Source organism: Alteribacillus bidgolensis (assembly GCF_002886255.1).
GTDB lineage: Bacteria > Bacillota > Bacilli > Bacillales > Marinococcaceae > Alteribacillus > Alteribacillus bidgolensis.
Genome location: NZ_NJAU01000003.1, coordinates 1 through 21,706, shown reverse-complemented (window position 1 = coordinate 21,706; position 21,706 = coordinate 1). Strand labels below are relative to the sequence as shown.

Sequence of the window (21,706 nt, the reverse complement as noted above, 5' to 3'; positions counted from 1 at the left end):
CTAACAGCTGATCTATAGTGGATTTTGCGCGTATTCTTCTGCCCTTGGCGAATGGGTCGAATCGGCAAAATGTTTTTGCGAATCAGCGCTTCAACATCGGGCAGGGGTTCATCGTCCCTTGACGAAGGAAATGTCTACAAACGTGAACGGCGACCGTGAAGTTGACTTGGTAGTGGTGCCGTCTATCCATTTGGGATTTGTATTTACGCATGATCTGAACATAGATGTGTAAGTAAACTATAACGAGAGGGGATAATTACATGAATCAAAATTACAACACTTCTAAGCAGCCTCCAGTGGTCGATCGGTCCACCTGGCAGGCCAAACTGGATGTGTTGCGGCTCCGAGAGAAGGCGCATACTCGCGAAGGTGACGCAATTGCGGCAGCCCGTCGGCGGCTGCCGATGGTCGAGGTGGACTCGAGTATCCCGCTGATCGGCCCGGATGGCCCGGTCACGCTGCTGGAGACGTTCGAGGGCCGCCACCAGTTGATCGCCTACTTTCATATGTGGCACACTGGCAGACCCGCCGCGGAGCAGTGCGAGGGCTGCACCTTCTCCACGACCCATATCAACGAGCTGTCCTATCTGAACTCGCGGGACGTCAGCTACGCGACTTTCTGTGAGGGGCCGTATGAGGAGAGTTCGCGGTATCGCGACTTCATGGGCTGGACGGTTCCCTGGTACTCGGTTCCCCAGGACGCCGCGGACCAGTTGATCGTTGACCGGCACTTCGGCATCCTGGTCAGTTATCTCCGGGACGGCGACAAAGTCTACGAGACCTACTGGACCACAGGCCGCGGCAACGAACGGATGGCACCGTCGTACGGACTGCTGGACCTGACTGTCTACGGTCGGAAGGAGTTTTGGGAGGATTCACCCGAGGGTTGGCCGCAGCATTGGGGCTCAAAAGGTGGTCAGTTTCAGATGGACGGCCGCCCGACCGCCCAGTGGTCCCGCCTGGCAGCCGGACGCTCTGACGATCTCGGCACCTAGACTACCTTCTGCACTATTGTCAAAAAGCCGTAACCCAGGGGGTCCCTCCGGTATAACTATCTACTTGTGATGAAAGCCGGCTGTTATTTTATTCAATCATCGGGCGCATTTCCGGAACAAGGAAATGCGTCCGTTTTTCATTTTAGGGCCAGATTATGGAGTAAGGAAGGTTATTAGATAGTTTATCTTGAATGTAAGTTATGCCAGAAAAGGTCAGGATATTTTGAATATACCCAACTAAACACACCACAAATATCCAGTTTCGTTTTGTCATATTAGGGGACATTAAGCACCTATAAATCATGGTGTTTAATGTCCCCTGATGTTTATTATCGGAATCATGAATAAATTTATAAAAAACTCTACAATATTCCTTGACAGGAATATTCCTAGTTAGATATATTATAGTTAACGAATAAATTCAAAATAAAGGTTGGTGTTAAAATGAAAAAATGAATACTAAAATTCTAAGCGCTCTTGCCGAACCCAGTAGATTACGCATTGTAGAATTACTTCGTGACGGTTCTCTTACTGTAGGGGAAATTGCGGATCAGCTTGACATACGACAGCCACAAGCATCAAAACATCTGCGCGTGCTATATGAAGCAGGAATAGTGGAATTTTATGCTGAAACCAATCGCCGCATATATAAGCTACGGTCGGAGCCTTTCAAAGAATTAAATTCTTGGTTGGATCAATACCGTGAACTATGGGAAGAACAATTCGATAATTTAGATCGTTATTTGCAGGAGTTGCAAAAGAAAAAGAGAAATAAACATAAGTGACTGCAACCAAAGTATTTTATTGATCGATTTGGACTATGGAAAAATAATCTTTTGGAGGTATTAAAATGTCTGCTAAAATTGAAATCACTCGTACTTTCGATGCTCCACGTGACCTTGTGTTTAAAGCTTTTACCGAAAAGGAACATCTTTTAAACTGGTGGGGTCCGAAAGGATGGACAATTGATGTTACTAAACTAGAACTCCGCCCAGATGGTGTCTTTCATTACAGCCAGAAGTCTCAAGATGGCCACGTTATGTGGGGAAAATTTGTTTATAATGAAATTGAACCTCCAGAGAAACTTGTTTATACCAATTCATTTTCTGACGAGGAAGGTAATATCGTACGTGCTCCCTTTAACGCTAACTGGCCATTAGAAATTCAGAATATTTTGACGTTCATCGAGAATGATGGCAAAACAACACTTACAATGATTGGTGTTCCGGTCTCCCCTACTGAGGAAGAAATCAAGACCTTCGAGGAATCACAAGAGATGGTACAAAAGGGGTTTGAAGGAACCTTCGATCAATTAGCTGATTATCTGTTAAAGGTACACAATTAATAAACGTTTTAACGAGAAAACACCGCCTATCTAGCGGTGTTTCTTTCGTTACATGATGTGGTGGGACCGGTTAAAACCCTTTAGTCCGAGTTAAACAGAAAGTTAAATCTACAGATAATCTGAATACTCATTTATCAGAGGCAACTGTAACTTGGCATAGTGCCAATTTTTTAGCACTCCTTAGCATTTGTACTTTATTCAAGAAAAGGGCACGATTATCCAATAAAGGTAATCGTCCCTTACTTACTCAAGATTTAGTTTTTCTACAAAAGCGTCTTTATTCTTGAATAAGAGAAGAATGGAATTTTATGAGGAAGTATGATTAAACCTTTCTTCAGCCAAAAGAAAAAACACCGATTATCAGTGTTTTTCTTTAATACACAAGGAGACTATCTAATTGGTTATGTGTTCTTGTACTCCACTGGTTGTGTGATTCAATAAAACTTCTTTATGTTTTCTATGATAGAAAACATAGGAGCCAGCAATTAACGTGTATCCGATGAAGAAAACGACCAAGCCACTGGTAAGGCCATCTACAGATATGGTTGAGTACATGGCGCCCGTCAAATCAAATGTAAAGCCGGCATAAGCCCATTCTTTAATTCGCCAAAAACCAGGGATTAGGATCGCTACTACACCTAATAATTTAGCAATCCCAATAAAGGGAAGAAGGTAAGCAGGGTAACCTAAATGGTTGAATAAAGCAACTGCTTCGGGAGCAGACAAGATATCAGGAATAGCACCGATAAGCATTAATACTGACAACAGTCCCGTAAAAACCCAGTAGGTAATGTTGATTTTCTTCATTTTGAGTTCCTCCTTGTTTGGCCTTCTGCCATTTCATTCCTCCCAAAAATTATTTTTTCTTAGATTAAATTGAACCATAAAATCTTCTTGGGTAGTATTGAATGTTTGTTGTCACTTATGTTTATTTCTCTTTTTCTTTTGCAACTCCTGCAAATAACGATCCAAGCTGTCGAAATTTTCTTTCCAAAGTTCACGATATTGTTCCAACCAAGCATTTACTCGATTTGTCCTACGGGGAGAGGACCATTACAAAGGAGTTCAACAATGTGTAGCCTGTTAGGTTCGGAAAGGGCACTCAAAATTTTAGTATCCATTTTTCATATGAACACCAACCTTATATTGTATTTATTTTCTGATTTAAATATTATTCATAAAGAATTTTTTTAAATTATTGGTATGAAAAATTTAAAAGTTTCCATTATGATGTAATTTAAAATAATTGAAATGCTGAACTGGAAAATTATTAAGCAAGCAATAGTAAAATTACAAACGTGTTTCTGAGGACTACGACCACGACCTCGATAAAAACGCTAAAACAACCCATCGAGTCGAAGGGTTCGCCTATGTATAATCGACCGGTAAGCCGGTTTATAGGAATCCCCCACTTCAGCAAAAGAGGGTTTCTTTTGGAAGTGGGGGTAGTTCAATCTTTTAAAAGCTCTTTTAATTAAGGTCGAAACGATCGGCATTCATTATCTTAACCCAGGCAGCGATAAAGTCATGGACAAACTTCTCTTGGTTGTCGGCTTGCGCATATACTTCGGCAAGGGCACGCAGAACAGAGTTGGAACCGAAGACAAGATCCACTCTCGTTGCGGTACGGGTGACTTCCCCTGTCTGGCGGTCACGTCCTTCGTAAATTCCGCCATCTGCAGGCTTCCACTCGATTCCCATGTCAAGCAGGTTCACAAAGAAGTCGTTCGTGAGTGTGCCGACACGATCTGTAAAGACGCCGTGCTGTGTGCCGCCGTAGTTGGCCCCGAGAACACGCATGCCGCCAATCAGGACCGTCATTTCAGGGGCGGACAGGTTTAACAGCTGTGCCTTGTCTATCAAGAGTTCTTCTGGGCTGACACTATACTCTTCCTTCTGATAGTTGCGGAACCCATCTGCGAAAGGCTCCAGCACTTCAAAGTTTTCTACATCCGTCTGTTCTTGTGCAGCATCGCCGCGTCCGGGCGCAAACGGCACTTTTACATCAAATCCTGCATCCCTTGCTGCTTTTTCGATGGCTGCACTGCCGCCCAGTACAATCAAATCGGCCAGGCTGACGTTTTTATCCAGCTGACTTTGCACGCCTTCCAGTACAGTTAATACTTTCGAAAGCTGCTCCGGCTGATTCACTTCCCAGTCTTTCTGGGGAGCAAGACGGATGCGGGCGCCATTCGCACCACCTCGCTTATCCGAGGCGCGGAAGGTACTAGCGGAAGCCCACGCTGTTGTAACGAGCTCGCTCACTGTAAGCTCGGAGTCGAGGATCTTCGCTTTCAGTTCTTCGACTTCGGCATCGGTTAACTCATAATCAACGGATGGGACAGGGTCCTGCCAGATGAACTCTTCTTCCGGCACTTCCGGTCCAAGGTACCGATCACGAGGACCCATGTCACGGTGCAAAAGCTTAAACCATGCACGGGCAAAGGTATCGGCAAACTCGTCTGGATTTTCGTGGAAGCGACGGGAAATCTTTTCGTAGGCCGGATCCATACGCATGGCCATATCCGCCGTAGTCATCATCGTTGGAACGCGTTTGGCTGCATTTTCTGGATCAGGTGCAAAATACTTCTCGTCCGGATTTACAGGAGTCCACTGATAGGCACCGGCAGGGCTTTTCGTCAGCTCCCATTCATATCCAAACAGCAGATCAAAGTAACTCATATCCCATTTTGTCGGCGTAGGAGTCCAGGCCCCTTCAATTCCACTGGTGATAGTGTGAGGACCATTGCCGGATTCGTATGTACTTATCCAGCCTAACCCCTGTGCTTCCATAGGAGCTCTTTCAGGTTCTTCACTAACATGAGAGGGGTCTCCTGCACCGTGTGCCTTACCGAATGTATGACCGCCGGCTGTGAGTGCCACGGTTTCTTCATCGTTCATCCCCATACGTTTAAAGGTTTCACGGATATCACGACCGCTTCCGACCGGATCCGGCTCACCGTCTGGACCTTCCGGATTCACATAGATTAAGCCCATTTGAACGGCAGCAAGCGGATTCTCCAGCTCACGCTCCCCGGAGTAGCGATTATTCTCGAGCCATTCTGTTTCAGGCCCCCAGTTGACATCTTCTTCCGGATGCCAGATGTCTTCTCGTCCTGCGCCAAACCCTATGGTCTTTCCGCCCATTGATTCAATCGCTACATTCCCTGCGAGAAGGAGCAGGTCGGCCCAGGAAATCTTATTGCCATACTTCTGTTTTATTGGCCAAAGCAGGCGGCGGGCCTTATCGAGGTTGCCGTTGTCCGGCCAGCTGTTAAGAGGAGCAAAACGCTGCGAGCCGCTTCCTCCGCCACCGCGGCCGTCTCCTTGACGATACGTACCTGCTGCGTGCCAGGACATGCGGATAAAGAATGGACCATAATGTCCGTAGTCCGCAGGCCACCAATCCTGACTGTCTGTCATGAGATTATAAAGGTCCTTTTTTAGCGCATCGTAATCTAACTTTTTAAATTCTTCTGTATAATCAAAATCTTCTCCCATTGGATTTGTCTTCTTGTCATGCTGATGAAGAATATTCAAGTTCAGCTGATTCGGCCACCAGTCTCTGTTTGAAGTAGCAGTAGAGGTATTACTAGTGGCACTTCCATGCATGACCGGGCACTTTCCAATGTTCTCAATGTCTTTCATAGCTATACGTTCCCCTTTCTGTTTTGAGTAATCAATAAATGAACATGCCTTTGACGTAGTAAACTTATAAACTACAGGAAATATTCATTATTACATTATAATTATAATAAATTATTGCTTAAAATAATAGAAAAATGCTGCATAATCTTCAGTCACATTATAATATCTATAAATTCCATTTGTAAGTACGCACTTTTTTATTATATAGTATAAAAAAAATCACTATTTTCTATTAAATTGGGAGGGGAAAGTGAATGGGACATCATTGTAATAAGACGTTTAACTGTGAAAAGGAATTGATGCTTTCAGTGATTGGTGGTAAATGGAAGATGCTTATTTGTGGTATCTAGGGAAAGAGGGAACCAAACGATTTGGTGAGTTAAAATCGTTGATCCCTGGCATTACAGAAAGCGAGAAAGCCCACGGTTTTAATCGTGGGATGAATCGTTTTTTCTCTTGTTGTTGCAGTGTAATACACTAAATAATACAATTGAATGATGGAAAAACATACGCTTAGTGATATTTGGAGCTGAACGATTAAGTATATCAGCCAATTTTATAATGTCTTTTGTATGCTTGTAATAGTGATACCAAATGTTTTAGATATTAATGAATTCATCGGATTGACTGATGCAGAAAATAAAAGAAGTAGAGAATACCTTAATCTATTACACAAAAATAATGTGTAATAAAAAGCAGTGCACTAAATACCGGTACGTTGCTTTTTATATATGATTTTCTTTATTTACTCTTATCTATTCTTTGTTATTAATACGATTGAAAAGCCATACTAAACCAAATAATCCTAAAGCAATAGGAACTCCCCAAAGTAATTCCATTCGATCACACTCCAATTTTGCTTTTACTCATTACAGCTATACTTACTAACAGGAACATTAAAATATAAATTAAATTTTTAAGGCTATATAAATAATAACTTTGCACATTAGTGGAAATAGCGACAATAGGATCAGACATATAAAAGAATGAAAACTTCAAGACACTTTCATCCAGTAATATGCCGGTAAAAGGTGATAATACCAACACTATAAGTGTAATAAACAGAGAGAAGCTATTCTTAAATAAAATCGTCATAAATAAAGATAGAGAGATGAATAATAGAGTTACTAATAACTTTGAGAAAAAGTCTAATGTGAAATAAGCTATAGGGTTGGTAGTCCAATGAATATCAATCGTTTCCAAGAAAGTAACAGGGTCCTTATCTCCTATTTTAAAATAAAAATTCATAATAGATAATATGAAAATCAATAAATAAACTAAAGAACTACTCACGGCTAAGTGAGTATATTTTGCTAAGATATACTACTAGTTAGTGATGCCGCTTGTCTTAATATTAAATATCATACCTGAAGTGAAATCCTTAAGAATTGTCTTATGAGAGAGGTATAAGTATAAAAAATTCCTATAATATAGAAGGAATAAAGGAGTCTATATGAATTTGTTAAATCAGTACTGAATGCCATAAGTAATAAAAATATTAAAAAAGGCATTAAGAGTAAAAGATAGAACCCCTTATCTTTTGATAGTTTCCATAACTCGGCTTTTATCAATTTTTATACTCTTTTTTTGGGGGGTGAGATTCTGAAAAGTAGTTTTAAGGCTATAGTTTTATCGGTTATTATTTTTGGCTCAGGACATTTTTACTTAGGTCAGCCTTTAGAAGGGTTGTTGTTTTTTATAACAGGCAGCCTTATTTTTGCTATTAGTCTTAAATTTAATATCCTTTTTGTGGGATTAGTAATTTTTCTGCTACTTTCTATCTACAGAGTTGTTAAGATCTCAAAGCAACTAAATGAAAACTATAAACAAAAGGGAATTAAACAACAGTAGGAGGGGAGTTTATCCGGTGGCTCAAGTAGTTAAAGAGAAAGAAAATTTAATAATATACAAGAAAAGTCAAATTTATAAAGTTAACGTTAATAACATCATAATGATTGAGCGTTCACAAAAGGGAATTATCATTTACTTGGAGAACAAGGAAGAGGTGAAGTTACGTTACTCTTTGAATAAAATGAAAGATCATTTACCAGGAAGTTTTAAAAGAACGCACCAGTCTTTTATAGTGAATACTAAATACATTTTTAAAATTGAAAGACTAGGTCCTTCTTTGTTTCAAAGTACCCTATCAAATAGAGTAATAGCATTAATCAGTAAAGAACATCTTAAATCATTACTGGAGGGGTAGGGGTGAATACATATAAATTTACGGAACCCTTTTTTTTGACTTCTAAACATAAAACAACGGTATATAAGGCTGACGAAAGTAAAGTCGGATATATACAGAAAATGTATGATAATGACGTTCAAAGGTATGTGAGCTTATTTTTAGACAAGTTATATTTCCAGTATAATTTCTACAATCCTGAAGGGGAACGTATATCTTTTATTAAGAACATAAAAGAAAACAAAAAAGATTATATACGTTCTCGATGGTTATACAAAAAAGAAAATGATAATGTGATTATAACAAATAAAACTAAATTAAAAACGAATATCAGATTTCAAATTGATATGGAAGAACACTCACCAATTGAAGTAACAAGGGACTTTGCAGAGAATAAAGTTGTTTTCTGGAAGGGTAATAAACAATTAGCGGTTATTAATCACACTAAAACATTACCACGAAAAATAACTGTTCATACTTATAATGAAGATGTACTTCCACTAGATCTAATCTTTTTTATTTACTTTGTCTATAGAATATACTCTATATGAGTTATGGTAGTGTGCGAACACTACCAAAAACACCAAATGGTTTTATTATAAAATATACTCCTCTTCATTTTCTTCTGTTACCATTTTTTAAATCAAGCTCTATAAAGTGAATTATACCTAATAAATATACCATGAAAAAATTGAAAATACAAATAAGTCATAGTAAATTGGTTCTTGTTTTGTTTTGATTAAAAGTACTACTCGTTACCAATACATAAAGGTTATAATTGTGTTACAAACCTTATTTTAATAGAAATTTATTGTATTTACATGTTATTATAGACAATAAGCAATCTTAGATTGTTTAAAAAGCGTCTCCTTTTAGTAGTGTGTGGTACTCTATTAAATACAAGGGGACGTTTTTTTACGTTTTTGGTAAAGGTTTAGAACGATGTATCAGAAGAAATATCAAAATTCTTAGAAACACTTATTAATAATCACATAAGAAAACAAGAAGAAACACCGGAAAAAAAGAACGTATATCCGAAAAACAGATGAAAAGATATAGATAAGAATAACTTGTTGTAAAACATTAACAGGAGGGTAGCCCTTCTGTTTTTATGTTTGTTTTTTTCTAGTCCAAACTCTTTTCGTAACGGTCTTTCAAAATGAAGATCAACATAATTTTTTATAAATTCGCGTTTTTTCTCTGTATCTCTTCCTTCATAAAGAATCTATTTCTTTTCATTCGTTCCCCGTCACTCTTTTCATTCCATAATTCCAGGGCTTCTTTCTCTAGGGTTCGCTCTACTGGTCTTCTCGTAAAGGATAATTCAGAAAATCCTAGGTTACCGTCTCGTATTGTCATGTCTAAACAGGGGAATGTTCGTGATACTGCAGGTTCTTTTCTTGCAGAAGCATACGGATTGCCAAAGACCCAAACATGGAAGGGTCAGTATATGGATATTTTAAACAAAAATTGGAAGTAAATAAATTGAAATCAAAACAACATCACTATCTTGGCTTCTGATAAATCCATACCGTTTTCAGCAGAAGATGGACCACTTTGATACAACCAAGCACATCCGCTTAAAACTAGCTTAAATATCCCCATGGTTAGAAGAAAGAGAAATTACTTTTGTATGTCAGATCACCTCTTTTATTTCTTTTCTATCTGTATTTTTTACCTAAAGTCCTTCTCTGAATAAAGAACAAGTTATAAAGATTAAACGGACGCAAGAGGGTAAAAAAGTAGATGATGCGACTAATATTCAGGTTGACATATGGAAAAAAGAGAACCATGAAGATCATGAAGTGATAAAAGCCAAACCTAAGGGGAACGAAATTTATTTTGCAGACGTTCAACGAAGACGGCTTATATTATATTAAAGCAGATGTTAGGGCCCGCGATTTACATGTTATGCCCACTAAACACAAGTGATCGTAGGCAATCTTTCTGAAGAAAAATTAAATTTATCGTTCCTAGGCGAGAAAACTCCCACTTCAAGGAGCGTTAGCGAGTAAGTGGGAGATGAATCGCCTTCGGACAAGAGATGGCTTTAGCTATCTCCATTGTCCGACTATCTCCCCTCCGTCTCCTTGTTGAGAAGGCCAAAATATTTAAAACAAAAAAGAGAATATATGTTCCCTTTTTTTGTGCCAATGTCTTATAATAAGAGTAGCTTACATTCTTCATGGGGAGAGATGGGGAAATGGTGGTTCACAAAGCATATAAATTCCGGATCTATCCAACCAAAAAACAAGAAGTATTTATTGCGAAAACCATTGGTTGCAGTCGTTTTGTGTTCAATCATTTCCTCGCTACATGGAATAACACCTATAAAGATACGGGAAAAGGATTGACTTATAATGCTTGTTCTAAACAATTAACGCAACTCAAGAAAGAATGGACTTGGTTAAAAGAAGTGACAGCACAGCCATTCAATCCTCGCTGAAAAACCTTGCGGATTCGTATGCACGATTTTTCAAGAAGCAGAATAGCGCTCCACGGTTCAAATCGAAAAATAATAAGGTGCAGTCTTACACGACAAAACATACAAACGGTAATATCAACATTGTTGACAACAAAATCAAATGACCGAAACTTGGATTCATTACATTTGCAAAAAGCCGTGATGTAGACGGTCGCATTCTTCGTGCTACGGTTAGAAGGAACCCAAGCGGCAAATACTTTGTATCGATTCTGATAGAAACAGAAGTGCACGAGCTGCCCAAAACAAATTCATCCGTTGGAATGGATGTTGGCATAAAGGACGTTGCTATTTTGTCGGATGGAACGGTGTATAAAAATCATAAATATTTTCGAACGCTCGAAAAGAAGTTAGCAAAAGCACAACGAATTCTTTCAAGGCGTAAAAAGGGCTCTTCTAACTGGCAAAAACAACGAATAAAGGTTGCACGACTTCACGAGAAAATCTCAAACGCACGAAATGATTACTTGCATAAAATCTCTACCGATATTGTTAAAAACCACGACATTATTGGGATAGAAGATTTGCAAGTATCGAACATGTTAAAGAATCATACATTGGCTAAAGCGATCAGTGACGTATCGTGGTCCCAATTCCGTACCAAGCTTGAATACAAAGCAAAATGGTATGGAAAGCAGGTTGTAACGGTTGCGAAAACCTTTCCTTCCAGTCAGCTATGTTCAAGTTGTGGTTACCGAAACAAAGACGTTAAGAATCTCGCATTACGTGAGTGGACGTGTAAAGAATGTGGCCCCCATCATGATCGAGATATTAACGCAAGTATCAATATTCGTAACGAAGCTATACGATTAACCGCAGGAACTGCGGGGATAGCCTAATCAATAACTAGCGGTTACGCTGGTGTTCTTAGGAATCTCCCACTTCAAACAGACGTAAGGTTGTTAAGTGGGAGTAGTTCAATGTAACAAAAATCTGAACATCCTCATGGAGACCATGACCATCATTAATTACTCATTTTGCTAAAGTGAACAGAAATCCAAGTTTTTGTAGGGAAGAACAAGTAAAATTATAAAAGCCGATGTCCTTAGCGTATAGGATGTCGGCTATTTTTTTCGAAGTTTGTTTAGCTTACAAAATTCGCGTTTTTTTGCTCTGAACTCCTTATAGAGGAGGCAAATCATCCATGGAAATAGGGGATCGAAAATTAACTGACCTAATTTTTTACTTTTTTTAATTACAAAAAGATTATATTAGTTTCTTAACCTATTATTTATTCAGAAAATTAAATAAGATGAAAACACATTCTTGAAAACGATTACTAGAGGTGATTTTATGTCTGATCCTAATCTGAAGGGTGAAACGAACGATCGAGCTTTATCGTAACCATTCAGGAAAAATTGAAGTGGTAAGTAAAATTAGTGTAGATAGTGAAAAATTAAATTACAGCAGCAGATGTGATTTCGGAAAAAGAGTTACATCCAGGTTTATTATTCCAAAGGCGCTAGATATAAGAGTAGCAAAGGCAGTTCGAACAACAGCAATACAGCAGAAAAAGGGTAGAAGTTGAGTTTCATAAAATCGAACTTCTATAAAACAAAAAGGAGGAAAAAACATGGAACAAGCAGCGAAAAAGTATTCAAGTGAAAATGTCCAAAAGACAAATGTTTCATCACTAGAAGAAAATAGAATAATGATTTTTAATACACCTGTTGTTTGGTTTGGAGTATTTGCAGCGATCACACTATTAAGTATGTATACAGGAAATCTTCCAGGAGGTATGATTGGTAGCTTACTCGTTATGATTGTTTTAGGTGAAGTATTTGGTTGGACAGGGGATCGTTTACCTATAGTCAAGACATTCCTTGGTGGAGGAGCAATTGTTGCCATTTTTGGTTCCGCTTACATGGTGTATAGTGGATTCTTACCAGAAACAATTACAACTTCAATTACAGATTTTATGAAAGATGGGGGCTTTCTAAATTTCTATATTGCAGCATTAATTACAGGTAGTATTTTAGGGATGAACTCAAAAATACTTATTAAAGTTGGATTGAAATATTTTCTTCCTATTGGAGGAGCCGTATTAGGATCAATTGCACTTACAGCTCTAATTGGTGCAATGGTTGGATTTACACTTCAGGAAGCAGTATTAGTTATTGCCATGCCTATTATGGGTGGCGGAATGGGTGCAGGTGCTGTTCCTATGAGTCAAGTTTATTCTGAATTACTAGGAAATGAACCAAGCTATTACATTTCAATGCTCGTACCAGCATTAGCACTTGGAAATGTATTCGCAATAGTGTTAGCAAGTGTATTAGATATACTAGGAAAAAAGTTTCCTTCATTAACTGGAAATGGTCAATTAATTCAAGGATTTAAATACGATAAATCAGAGATGAAATACGATATTCAAAAAATGGGAGCAGGGTTACTTACAGCATTAACATTTTTTACAGTGGGAACTCTATTAGCTTCTGTAATCCCGATTCATGCATATGCCATTATGATTATTATTGTCGCTTTTTCTAAAATTTCCAATTTAATTCCAACGACAGTAGTTGAAGGTGCAAGTCAATGGTATCAGTTTGTGGCTAAAAATTGGACGTTTGCATTATTATTCGGAATTGGTGTAGCTTATACGGATTTAGGCACAGTATTGGAAGCTCTAACATTACAATATATTTTAACAGTATTTGGCGTTGTATTAGGAGCAATTATCGGTGCAGGGTTATTAGGAAGACTTGTTGGGTTCTACCCAATTGAAGCGGCGATTACAGGTGGGTTGTGTATGGCAAACATGGGAGGTACTGGTGATGTTGCTGTGCTTTCAGCTTCAAAACGAATGGAGCTAATGCCTTTTGCACAAATCTCGTCACGTTTAGGTGGAGCACTAATTTTATTACTTGCAGGTTTGCTTATTCCTTTATTTACTTAAGTAGGTGGAATGTGTAAGGAGTATTAGGGAATCCTAGGTAGTTCGGTTGTGAAGTAGAAGAAAGAAACTTGTTGTTGGCATTGGAGAGGTTCCGATATAACAGGGGTACCTACGAGAAGAATATGTTATTGGGAAGAAAAAGGAATTATTGAATCTGAAAAAGAAGAAGAAGGAACAACTCGAAGATATAATTACTTAAACATAAAAAAATTCTTTTAATTCAGGAGTTAATTGAAGAAGGATTTACACTTGATGCAGCAGTTAAAAAAGTTGAACAAAAATTAGCGCCGCATTCCCCTTCAAAATCTATTGATTTAGTGGGGGTTAGGCGGTTTTTCTTGTTCTTCTATATATTTTTTTATCGTTTCAATTGTTGTTCCACCAGTAGATAACACCATATAACTACGACTCCAAAAATAAGGTTTCCAAAAGTATTGGGATAATTCCTTTGCAAACTCTTTACGTATATATCGAGAAGTGACCGTCTTATAACTGTTGATCGTGTTGGCAAGGTTGATTTGTGGTGGCGCATCGAAAAGAATGTGAATTTAGTTGATCATTATTTTGACTATTTTTGTTTGTCAAGTAACTAGAGATTGCTTCAAAGCAATTATCGCGGTAGAAAGCATGCAGTTTATCATTATTACGCATGAGCCATTGAATAAGGGATCCGTCAATTAGAGCACGAATTGTGTAGGAGGCTTTATCAACATTAACATTAGCGAAAGTTCCTTCTTTTTGCCCTAGTTGAACGATCTCACGTCCGATTGACCAGCAGTTTTCATAAAATTGATCATTGATTTGACGGAACTGTTCATTATGATTGGATTGGGAAAGAAATTCAAGATAAACTCGATAAAACTTGCGGTTATCACTTGGACTGGCAAACGCTGCATTGACATATGCACGCAATTTATCAAGTGCAGTATACTCATTACTGATTGCTGCATGTTCATTTTTATAAATTTTTCCTGTAACCCACTCTAATAGATGACAAAATACATCTTCTTTATTTTGGAAGTAGTAACTTGTCACACCTTTGCTTACATCAGCATAATCGGCAATGTCCTGCAAGGTCACATTGTCAAACCCTTTTTCAAAAACAGCTTGAAAGGCAGCACGTAAAATTTGCTTGCGACGTTCCTCAGCTTTATTACTCATTCAAAAGCACCATCCTTTCTCTATAAATATATTATACACAAAATATGACCAGACAAAATATTTTTTTCTGACTGGCCAAAATTATATTGACTGGTCAAAAAAATAAAATATAATCAAAGTGAAAATATTAAAAAAATTCATGCGCACTTGTTTGATTGGAGGAATGGTATGGACAAGAGAGATAGATAAAAGGGGTAAAATGAACAAAATAAAAACGATGAAAAGAGGTGTACATATGAAAGGGCAAGAGCTTGAGGCATTATTACATCCTGTTCAATCTGTTGCAATTGTTGGTGCAAATTATCGTTTCGCATGTCAGGTAATAATGGAAAACTTAAAGAATTTCGAATTTAAAGGAGATATCTTCTTAGTTAATCCAAAGTATGACGATATTAATGGTATGAAATGTTATCATACACTTCAGGAAATCACAAAGCCAATTGATATCGTTGTAGGGCTTGTCAATCCAAATTTGATGCTAGATGTTACCCGTGTTGCTGGTGAAATGGGGGCAAAGCTTCTCGTCATTCCAGGTGGAGGATATGGTGAAAGCGGTCCAGAAGGAAAACAAATTCAACATTCTATTCTTAAAGAAGCAGAAAAAACGGGGATAAGAGTCTTCGGTCCAAACTGCATGGGTTATTTTAATATGCATAATCAATTTACTCCCTATATTGGAACATTACACAGACCCAAGCGTCCGCTTCGAAAAGGACCGGTTTCCATCGTATCACAGAGTGGTTCAGTGCTCGATTCCTTTATTGCTTCGTGTCTAGGTTTAAGTCGAATTTATTCGACAGGAAATGAAGCAGATCTTAAAATGAGTGACTATGTCAAAGTACTCGCGAAAGATCCGAAAACATCTGTCATTATTTTATATATTGAGGCGATTCGCAACCATGAACATTTTTTGAAAGCGCTTGATTTATGTGGCGAATACAGAAAGCCTGTTATTGTATTGAAGACTGGGAAAACACAAAAATCATCAGCGATGGCAAATGCGCATTCCGGAGCACTTACAGGTGACTATAAAGTTGAGAAACATGTGCTTGAGGAGCATGGCGTCATCTTCGTTAATGATATCGATGAAGCTGTCGCAGCGGCACAAATGCTGTCTCAGCCGTATTTACCTTCAAAAACACGTTATCTGCCATTACTGTATCAGGAGGACAATCTGGCATAGCTCTTGATTTAGCTGAAGAATATGACATCGATTTTCCGGAATTATCAGCTGCGATTCAGCAGGAATTGCAAAACGAATTGCCTGAACTTGCGCCATTCTCTAATCCGCTTGATGCTTGGGGGAAAAGTAAAAAAGAGTTTTCTGAAGTATCAAAAACGTGCTTAGAATATCTTACTAAGGACCCTAATATCGGGATTGTCTCTGTTGCGATTGATGCGCCGATTGGTCAAGGAGATCATGAATTTAGTTTTACAGGTACGCCGGCCAAACATCTTGCCCAATTAAGAGAGAATACAGCTAAACCTCTTTTCTATTTTGCACACATTCATACCGAGTTTGATCCGCGTGTCCTGTCTATTTTAGATGAAGCGGGCATTCCTGCCATACAAGGTACCCGCAACGCATTAGCGGCATGCCGGGCATTGTTCCAGTATAAGGCGTTTTTAGAGAAGAAAGAACAGGCGCCGATCTATTCGATTAATGAAGTCAATTTTGAAGAACAGCCGATCTTACTTCATGATGATGACGGCAGGAAGCTCCTTGAAGATAACGGTTTTCCATCACCGCCTGAAAAAATAGTGGCAAGTATGGATGAGGCTATTGAATTTTCAGAAAAGATCGGTTATCCAGTCGTATTAAAAGCGCAGGGGTTAGCCCATAAATCTGATGTTGGAGGAGTAGTGCTCAATCTTCAAAATGCGAAAGAATTAAGAGAAGCGTGGAACAGCATGACAAGCTTAAACTCACCAAACTACTTGGTCCAAGCTATGATTAATGATGGGTTTGAAACGATTCTTTCTTATAAAACAGATTCGCACTACGGGCCGGTGATCATTTTTGGACTGGGTGGGATTTATACGGAACTGCTAAAAGACATTGTTCTTGCCGTTCCGCCAATTACAACCGAAAAGGCAGAGAAAATGGTACAAAGCATCGAGGTCCTATGGAAGAACATTAATGGATACCGCGGTAAGCCGCCGCTTGATTTAGAAGCATTGCTTGATGCCATTGTAAAAATGGGGAATATGGCAGAAAAACATTATGAAGAAATTGTAGAGTTTGAAATCAATCCATTACGTGTCCGCACAAAAGGAAAAGGAGTAATGGCACTCGAAGTCCTTGCATCAGCTAAACAAACCAGTTCATTAAAGCTGGTACACTAATTGGCTGATCGTGTAAAGGCTTAAGAACGTTTCTATTAACGATAAATATGAAATGAGGGGAAAAAAATGGAGACAACAATTATAAAGGATTTCAAAAATATTAATCTAAAAATGGAAAATCGTGTCGCGTATATTGCGATTAATAATCCGCCGGCAAACGCGATTAGTTCGGAAACCGTCAGCGGATTATTAGCAAGTATTGATTATGTGGCAAGTGAACCGGAAGTAAAAGTCATCGTGATTACAGGAGAAGGAAAGTTTTTTGTAGCGGGTGCTGATATTAAGGAATTTGTACCAGCGTTTGATAGTGAAGAAAAAGGAAAAGCACTTTCTGTGAATGCACAGGCTGTCTTAAATAAGATTGAACAACTTAAAAAGCCGGTCATTACGGCGATTAATGGGGCATGCCTGGGTGGTGGTTTAGAGCTTGCCATGAGTTGCCACATGCGTATTGCTGCAGATGAAGCGAAACTTGGACAACCTGAGCTGAACTTAGGGTTAATTCCTGGATTTGGCGGCACACAGCGCCTGGCACGCCTAACAGATAAGTCGAAAGCTCTTGAATTAATTCTGACCGGTCAATTTATTGACGGTAAAAAAGCCGAGTCTATTGGTTTAGTAAATAAATCTGTACCTCTTGCTGAGTTAATAAATGAAGCAAAGCAACTTGCTGAAGCCATTGCTCTTAATAAAAGCCAACCCTCTGTTGCAGCGACCATTGAAGCTTTAAATAAAGGGTTGGAAACAACATTGGATGAAGGGTTAGAAATTGAATCTGATCTTTGGGCGAAGTTGTTTACGACCGAGGATATGAAAGAAGGGGTGAACGCTTTTATTGAAAAGCGGGAGGCTGAATTTGCAGACAAGTAAGAAATAGATATGGGGTGTCATGTGAGGCTGACGCCGCATATCTCCAAAACTAAAGGGGGATGGTCATGGATAAGGTATACAAGCTGTTAATGCCAAATGCCGTACTATATGGGAGCGGGGCACTGAACGAAGTGGGCGAACAGGCAAAAAAGCTTGGTAATAAAGCTCTTATTATAAGTGATGCAATCATGCAGAAAATTGGTAATGTTGATACTTGTGAAACGTATTTACAGCAATCCGGTGTTCCATACGAAAAATATTTAGGCGTAGATACAGAGCCTACGAATATTCATGTGGCAGAAGCTTTAGAGAAATGTATGAATGAAGAATGCGACATCATTATCGCAATTGGCGGGGGAAGCTGCATTGATACGGCAAAGGCTGTTGCTGTTTTACGGACCAATGAGGGAACGATTACCGATTATTTCGGCACACAAAAACAGTTTAAGCGTAAGCCGATACCTTTAATCGCAATCCCCACAACGGCCGGAACCGGTTCAGAGGTTACAAAAGTAACGGTGATCACAGATACACAAACAGATGTGAAAATGATGTTTTCAAGACCTGAACTGTTACCTCAAGTTGCCATTGTTGATCCGAAGCTGACCATTTCTTGTCCCAAAGGTGTTACAGCCGCGGCAGGTGTTGATGCACTTTGTCACGCAATCGAGGCGTTCATTTCGAAAAAAGCACAGCCGGTTACTGACACATTAGCTTTATCAGCCATTGAAAACATTATGACATATATTCGCCGTGCATATAATGATGGTCATGATATGGAAGCGAGAGAGAAAATGGCATACGGAGCAATGCTTGCAGGAATAGCGTTTTCAAACGCATCGGTTACCCTTGTACACGGCATCTCACGTCCAATTGGCGCACTCTTTCATGTCCAGCATGGTATTTCAAATGCAATGCTGCTTCCGGCGGTACTTGAATTTACAAAAGAAGCAGCAGAAGAGCGTCTTGCTTTTATTGGAAGGGTAATTTTACCTGAAGCAAAAGAAATGTCAAATGAAGAGCTCGCCAATATTGTCATTTATGAAGTGAAAAAGCTTTGTCTGGATTTAAATATTCCGAATATGAAAGCATATGGCATTGATGAGGAACCATTTAAAGCATCGCTTTCGAAAATGGCACACGATGCACTTGCAAGCGGAAGTCCTAATAATCATCCAAAAGTACCAGTTCTTGAAGAGGTTATGAAGCTTTATGAAACATGCTATAGCTATGACTTCAGTATGGATGTAAATATAAGTAGACAATAAATGTATGAATAGAGGGGATTTTTGAATGGCAATGGCTACTAGTGTAAATACGTTAAAAAATTTTATTGGTGGAGAGTGGGTAGCTGCAAATACTGACAAGTTTGAAGCAGTACCAAACCCTGCAACAGGCAACATTATTGCTCATGTTCCTATTTCTTCAAGAGACGATCTAAATCAAGCTGTCTTAGCTGCAAAGGAAGCTTATAAAACGTGGAGCAAAACAGCAGTGCCTCGTCGCGCTCGAATTTTATTCCGTTATCAGCAGCTTCTTATCGAACATTGGGAAGAACTGGCCAAACTTATAACCACTGAAAACGGAAAAAGCTATGAAGAAGCATATGGTGAAGTCCAACGAGGTATTGAGTGTGTCGAGTTTGCTGCCGGTGCTCCAACATTAATGATGGGTGAGCAGCTGCCGGACATTGCAACAGGTGTTGAATCTGGGATGTATCGTTATCCAATAGGGGTTATAGGAGGAATCACACCGTTTAACTTTCCAATGATGGTACCATGCTGGATGTTCCCACTTGCGATCGCCTGCGGCAATACATTTGTTTTAAAACCTTCTGAACGAACACCACTACTGGCCAATCGCCTTGCGGAGCTGTTTCAAGAAGCAGGACTTCCAAATGGTGTATTAAATATTGTTCATGGTGCACATGATGTCGTGAACGGAATTCTTGAGAACAAAGAAGTAAAAGCTGTTTCTTTTGTCGGTTCACAGCCGGTTGCAGAATATGTTTATAAAACGGCTGCTGCAAATGGAAAGCGTGTTCAAGCACTTGCCGGCGCAAAAAATCACTCTATTGTTATGCCGGATGCGGATTTGGATAATGCTGTGAATAATATTATTGGTGCTGCATTTGGTTCTGCTGGGGAACGTTGTATGGCTTGTTCAGTAGTTGTCCCTGTAGGTGATATTGTGGATGAATTAGTTGGACGTTTAAAAAAGGCGGCAGATGAAATTAAAATAGGAAACGGATTAATAAAGAATGTCTTTCTAGGCCCGGTTATTCGAGATACGCATAAAGAACGTACGGAGTATTACATTCACACCGGTGAAAAGGAAGAGGCACAGCTTGTTCGTGATGGCCGCCAGGATCAAACAGACGAAACCGGTTACTTTATAGGGCCCACTATTTTTGATCATGTTACACAAGACATGACGATTTGAGGTATATTTAATCGTGTAGTTCCGAAAGAACAGTTAATGGATGAAGCAATGAAAATGGCGGAAAAGATGGCGCAAATCCCACCATCAGCTTTAAAAATTACAAAAATGACGGTTAATAAAACATATGAAATGATGAACTTAAAGCAAGCACTTGACTATAACCTCGAAACGGCCATTTCAATGTTCTTTTTAAACCAAGAACAAGAAATAGCCGAAGCGGGACGAGTCTTGCGTGAAAAGGGATTAAGTGCCTTTCTAAAAGACTCTAAATAATGCTATTGCCTCTAAAGAGCTGTTCTTGCAAGGTCTTGGAATAGACCTTCAGGCCAGCTCTTTTTTGACAGGGGGAGAACAAGGTAGGTACGGAATCCTGCTGAATCTTTCATGCTAATCACTAGTTTTGAAAAAGGATCAAATAGGGTGGTTGCTAACCTTCGATAATGGCTCTGATGCTGGAATTATGGAGTTGGGAATTGATCCCAAGAGTCGTGCAGCGTTCTAGACTTGTATTCAGCCGGCGTTAAGTAATCCAATGATCCGTGAATGCGAATGTTGTTGAACCAATGAACGTAATCAAATAGTTCAAGGTCAAGTTCGTACTGGTTGGGGAAGCTACGGGCGTGGGTGAACTCTGTTTTGATGGTCTTAAAGGTAGCTTCAGCGACGGCGTTGTCATATGGCGTTCCTTTCTCACTCAAGGATCGCTCAATACCAAAGGTTTGAAGGGCCTGGTCGATAAGTTGATTTTTAAACTCACTGCCTCGATCGGTATGGAACAATTCGAGCTGATGAAGATTATATTTCACTGATGCAAAGGCACGTTGAACCAAAGCTGCGTCTTTATGAGGACCAGCACTGTAGCCGATGATTTCTCTGTTATATAAATCGACAAGAACACAGATGTAATGCCATTTCTGTTGGACACGAACATACGTTAAATCGCTCACAATCTTTGTCCTGATCAAACTCTCGATTTAACGTGTTTCCTACCTCTGATTCGTTACAAGCAGCTTTAGAAGGTTTATACTGAGCGACTGTATACTTCGAGACTAGTCCTTGTTCTTTCATCATCCGTCCGATACGGCGACGGGAAACCGTCCAGCCAAGTTTTTCAAGTTCTTTTTTTATCTTTCTCTGTCCATAAATATTTCGACTATCTTTAAAAATGTTAACGATCAATCTCGTCAATTCTTCCGCCTGATCATCACGAACGTGGCTTCATAATAATACGTACTTCTTGGAATTTGCAGGACGTCGCACATTGCTGATACCGAGTATTTGTGACGGTTGTTTCGGATCACATCTACTTTCGTCCCATGATCAGCGCGGCCTGCTT

General features: G+C 39.3%; 16 protein-coding genes and 5 pseudogenes. 16 read left to right on the top strand and 5 right to left on the bottom strand.

Annotation, left to right across the window (positions count from 1 at the left end; all coding sequences use genetic code 11):
- Positions 1-260: 260 nt before the first annotated feature.
- The 3 genes from CEF16_RS21455 (at position 261) to CEF16_RS21445 (ending at position 2,340) form a co-directional block, all read left to right on the top strand.
- On the top strand, positions 261-995 hold the full coding sequence (locus tag CEF16_RS21455; RefSeq protein ID WP_091588474.1) for a DUF899 family protein: 735 nt from the start codon (positions 261-263) through the stop codon (positions 993-995).
- A 452-nt stretch (positions 996-1,447) separates the two neighbouring features.
- Complete coding sequence (locus CEF16_RS21450) at positions 1,448-1,780, top strand: ArsR/SmtB family transcription factor (protein WP_091588472.1); 333 nt, start codon at positions 1,448-1,450, stop codon at positions 1,778-1,780.
- Positions 1,781-1,845: 65 nt separating this feature from the next.
- Positions 1,846-2,340 carry an SRPBCC domain-containing protein gene (locus tag CEF16_RS21445; protein ID WP_091588470.1) on the top strand — a complete coding sequence of 165 codons (495 nt, stop codon included), beginning with the start codon at positions 1,846-1,848 and terminating at the stop codon, positions 2,338-2,340.
- Positions 2,341-2,733: 393 nt separating this feature from the next.
- Here the strand turns inward: CEF16_RS21445 and CEF16_RS21440 are convergent, their stop codons facing one another.
- Positions 2,734-3,147 (bottom strand): DoxX family protein, encoded by a 414-nt coding sequence (locus CEF16_RS21440; RefSeq protein WP_091588469.1) that lies wholly within the window; start codon positions 3,145-3,147, stop codon positions 2,734-2,736.
- Between the two features lie 663 nt (positions 3,148-3,810).
- Positions 3,811-5,988: a catalase/peroxidase HPI gene (katG, locus tag CEF16_RS21430; RefSeq protein WP_096241780.1), complete on the bottom strand. Its 2,178-nt coding sequence runs from the start codon at positions 5,986-5,988 to the stop codon at positions 3,811-3,813.
- Positions 5,989-6,242: 254 nt separating this feature from the next.
- On the opposite strand from katG, the pseudogene hxlR reads away from it, so the two are divergent.
- From hxlR to CEF16_RS25475, 7 genes and pseudogenes are all read left to right on the top strand, one after another.
- Positions 6,243-6,397: pseudogene (gene hxlR, locus CEF16_RS21425) on the top strand (transcriptional activator HxlR); the annotation flags it as partial.
- 1,458 nt (positions 6,398-7,855) lie between these two features.
- Positions 7,856-8,194, top strand: coding sequence for a LytTR family transcriptional regulator DNA-binding domain-containing protein (locus CEF16_RS21420; protein ID WP_170032307.1), 339 nt, complete (start codon positions 7,856-7,858; stop codon positions 8,192-8,194).
- A gap of 2 nt (positions 8,195-8,196) precedes the next feature.
- Positions 8,197-8,724, top strand: a complete 528-nt coding sequence (locus CEF16_RS21415; protein WP_091588460.1) for a tubby C-terminal domain-like protein — start codon at positions 8,197-8,199, stop codon at positions 8,722-8,724.
- A 1,140-nt stretch (positions 8,725-9,864) separates the two neighbouring features.
- Positions 9,865-10,053, top strand: coding sequence for a FixH family protein (locus CEF16_RS25480; protein ID WP_139186035.1), 189 nt, complete (start codon positions 9,865-9,867; stop codon positions 10,051-10,053).
- Between the two features lie 323 nt (positions 10,054-10,376).
- Positions 10,377-11,494 (top strand): annotated as a pseudogene (gene tnpB / locus CEF16_RS21410) (IS200/IS605 family element RNA-guided endonuclease TnpB).
- A gap of 734 nt (positions 11,495-12,228) precedes the next feature.
- Positions 12,229-13,551 (top strand): 2-hydroxycarboxylate transporter family protein, encoded by a 1,323-nt coding sequence (locus CEF16_RS21405; protein WP_091588502.1) that lies wholly within the window; start codon positions 12,229-12,231, stop codon positions 13,549-13,551.
- A gap of 96 nt (positions 13,552-13,647) precedes the next feature.
- Positions 13,648-13,770, top strand: coding sequence for a MerR family transcriptional regulator (locus CEF16_RS25475; RefSeq protein WP_211295890.1), 123 nt, complete (start codon positions 13,648-13,650; stop codon positions 13,768-13,770).
- A 95-nt stretch (positions 13,771-13,865) separates the two neighbouring features.
- On the opposite strand, the pseudogene tnpA reads toward CEF16_RS25475, so the two are convergent.
- Both tnpA and CEF16_RS21390 read right to left on the bottom strand, forming a co-directional pair.
- Positions 13,866-14,099 (bottom strand): annotated as a pseudogene (tnpA, locus tag CEF16_RS21395) (IS200/IS605 family transposase); the annotation flags it as partial.
- Positions 14,038-14,712: a TetR/AcrR family transcriptional regulator gene (locus tag CEF16_RS21390; RefSeq protein ID WP_091588442.1), complete on the bottom strand. Its 675-nt coding sequence runs from the start codon at positions 14,710-14,712 to the stop codon at positions 14,038-14,040. The pseudogene tnpA and the gene CEF16_RS21390, both read right to left, overlap by 62 nt.
- A gap of 235 nt (positions 14,713-14,947) precedes the next feature.
- Here CEF16_RS21390 and CEF16_RS21385 point away from each other — a divergent pair, with 235 nt between their 5' ends.
- From CEF16_RS21385 to CEF16_RS25470, 6 genes and pseudogenes are all read left to right on the top strand, one after another.
- Positions 14,948-15,895, top strand: a complete 948-nt coding sequence (locus CEF16_RS21385; protein WP_170032304.1) for a CoA-binding protein — start codon at positions 14,948-14,950, stop codon at positions 15,893-15,895.
- 65 nt (positions 15,896-15,960) lie between these two features.
- Positions 15,961-17,058: an acetate--CoA ligase family protein gene (locus CEF16_RS21380; protein WP_170032301.1), complete on the top strand. Its 1,098-nt coding sequence runs from the start codon at positions 15,961-15,963 to the stop codon at positions 17,056-17,058.
- Positions 17,059-17,124: 66 nt separating this feature from the next.
- Positions 17,125-17,928: an enoyl-CoA hydratase-related protein gene (locus CEF16_RS21375; protein WP_091588448.1), complete on the top strand. Its 804-nt coding sequence runs from the start codon at positions 17,125-17,127 to the stop codon at positions 17,926-17,928.
- Positions 17,929-17,993: 65 nt separating this feature from the next.
- Positions 17,994-19,196: an iron-containing alcohol dehydrogenase gene (locus tag CEF16_RS21370; protein ID WP_091588450.1), complete on the top strand. Its 1,203-nt coding sequence runs from the start codon at positions 17,994-17,996 to the stop codon at positions 19,194-19,196.
- A gap of 25 nt (positions 19,197-19,221) precedes the next feature.
- A pseudogene (mmsA, locus tag CEF16_RS21365) lies at positions 19,222-20,367 on the top strand (CoA-acylating methylmalonate-semialdehyde dehydrogenase); the annotation flags it as partial.
- A 6-nt stretch (positions 20,368-20,373) separates the two neighbouring features.
- Positions 20,374-20,643 carry an enoyl-CoA hydratase-related protein gene (locus CEF16_RS25470; protein ID WP_425428048.1) on the top strand — a complete coding sequence of 90 codons (270 nt, stop codon included), beginning with the start codon at positions 20,374-20,376 and terminating at the stop codon, positions 20,641-20,643.
- Positions 20,644-20,828: 185 nt separating this feature from the next.
- Here the strand turns inward: CEF16_RS25470 and CEF16_RS21360 are convergent.
- Positions 20,829-21,706: pseudogene (locus CEF16_RS21360) on the bottom strand (IS3 family transposase); the annotation flags it as partial.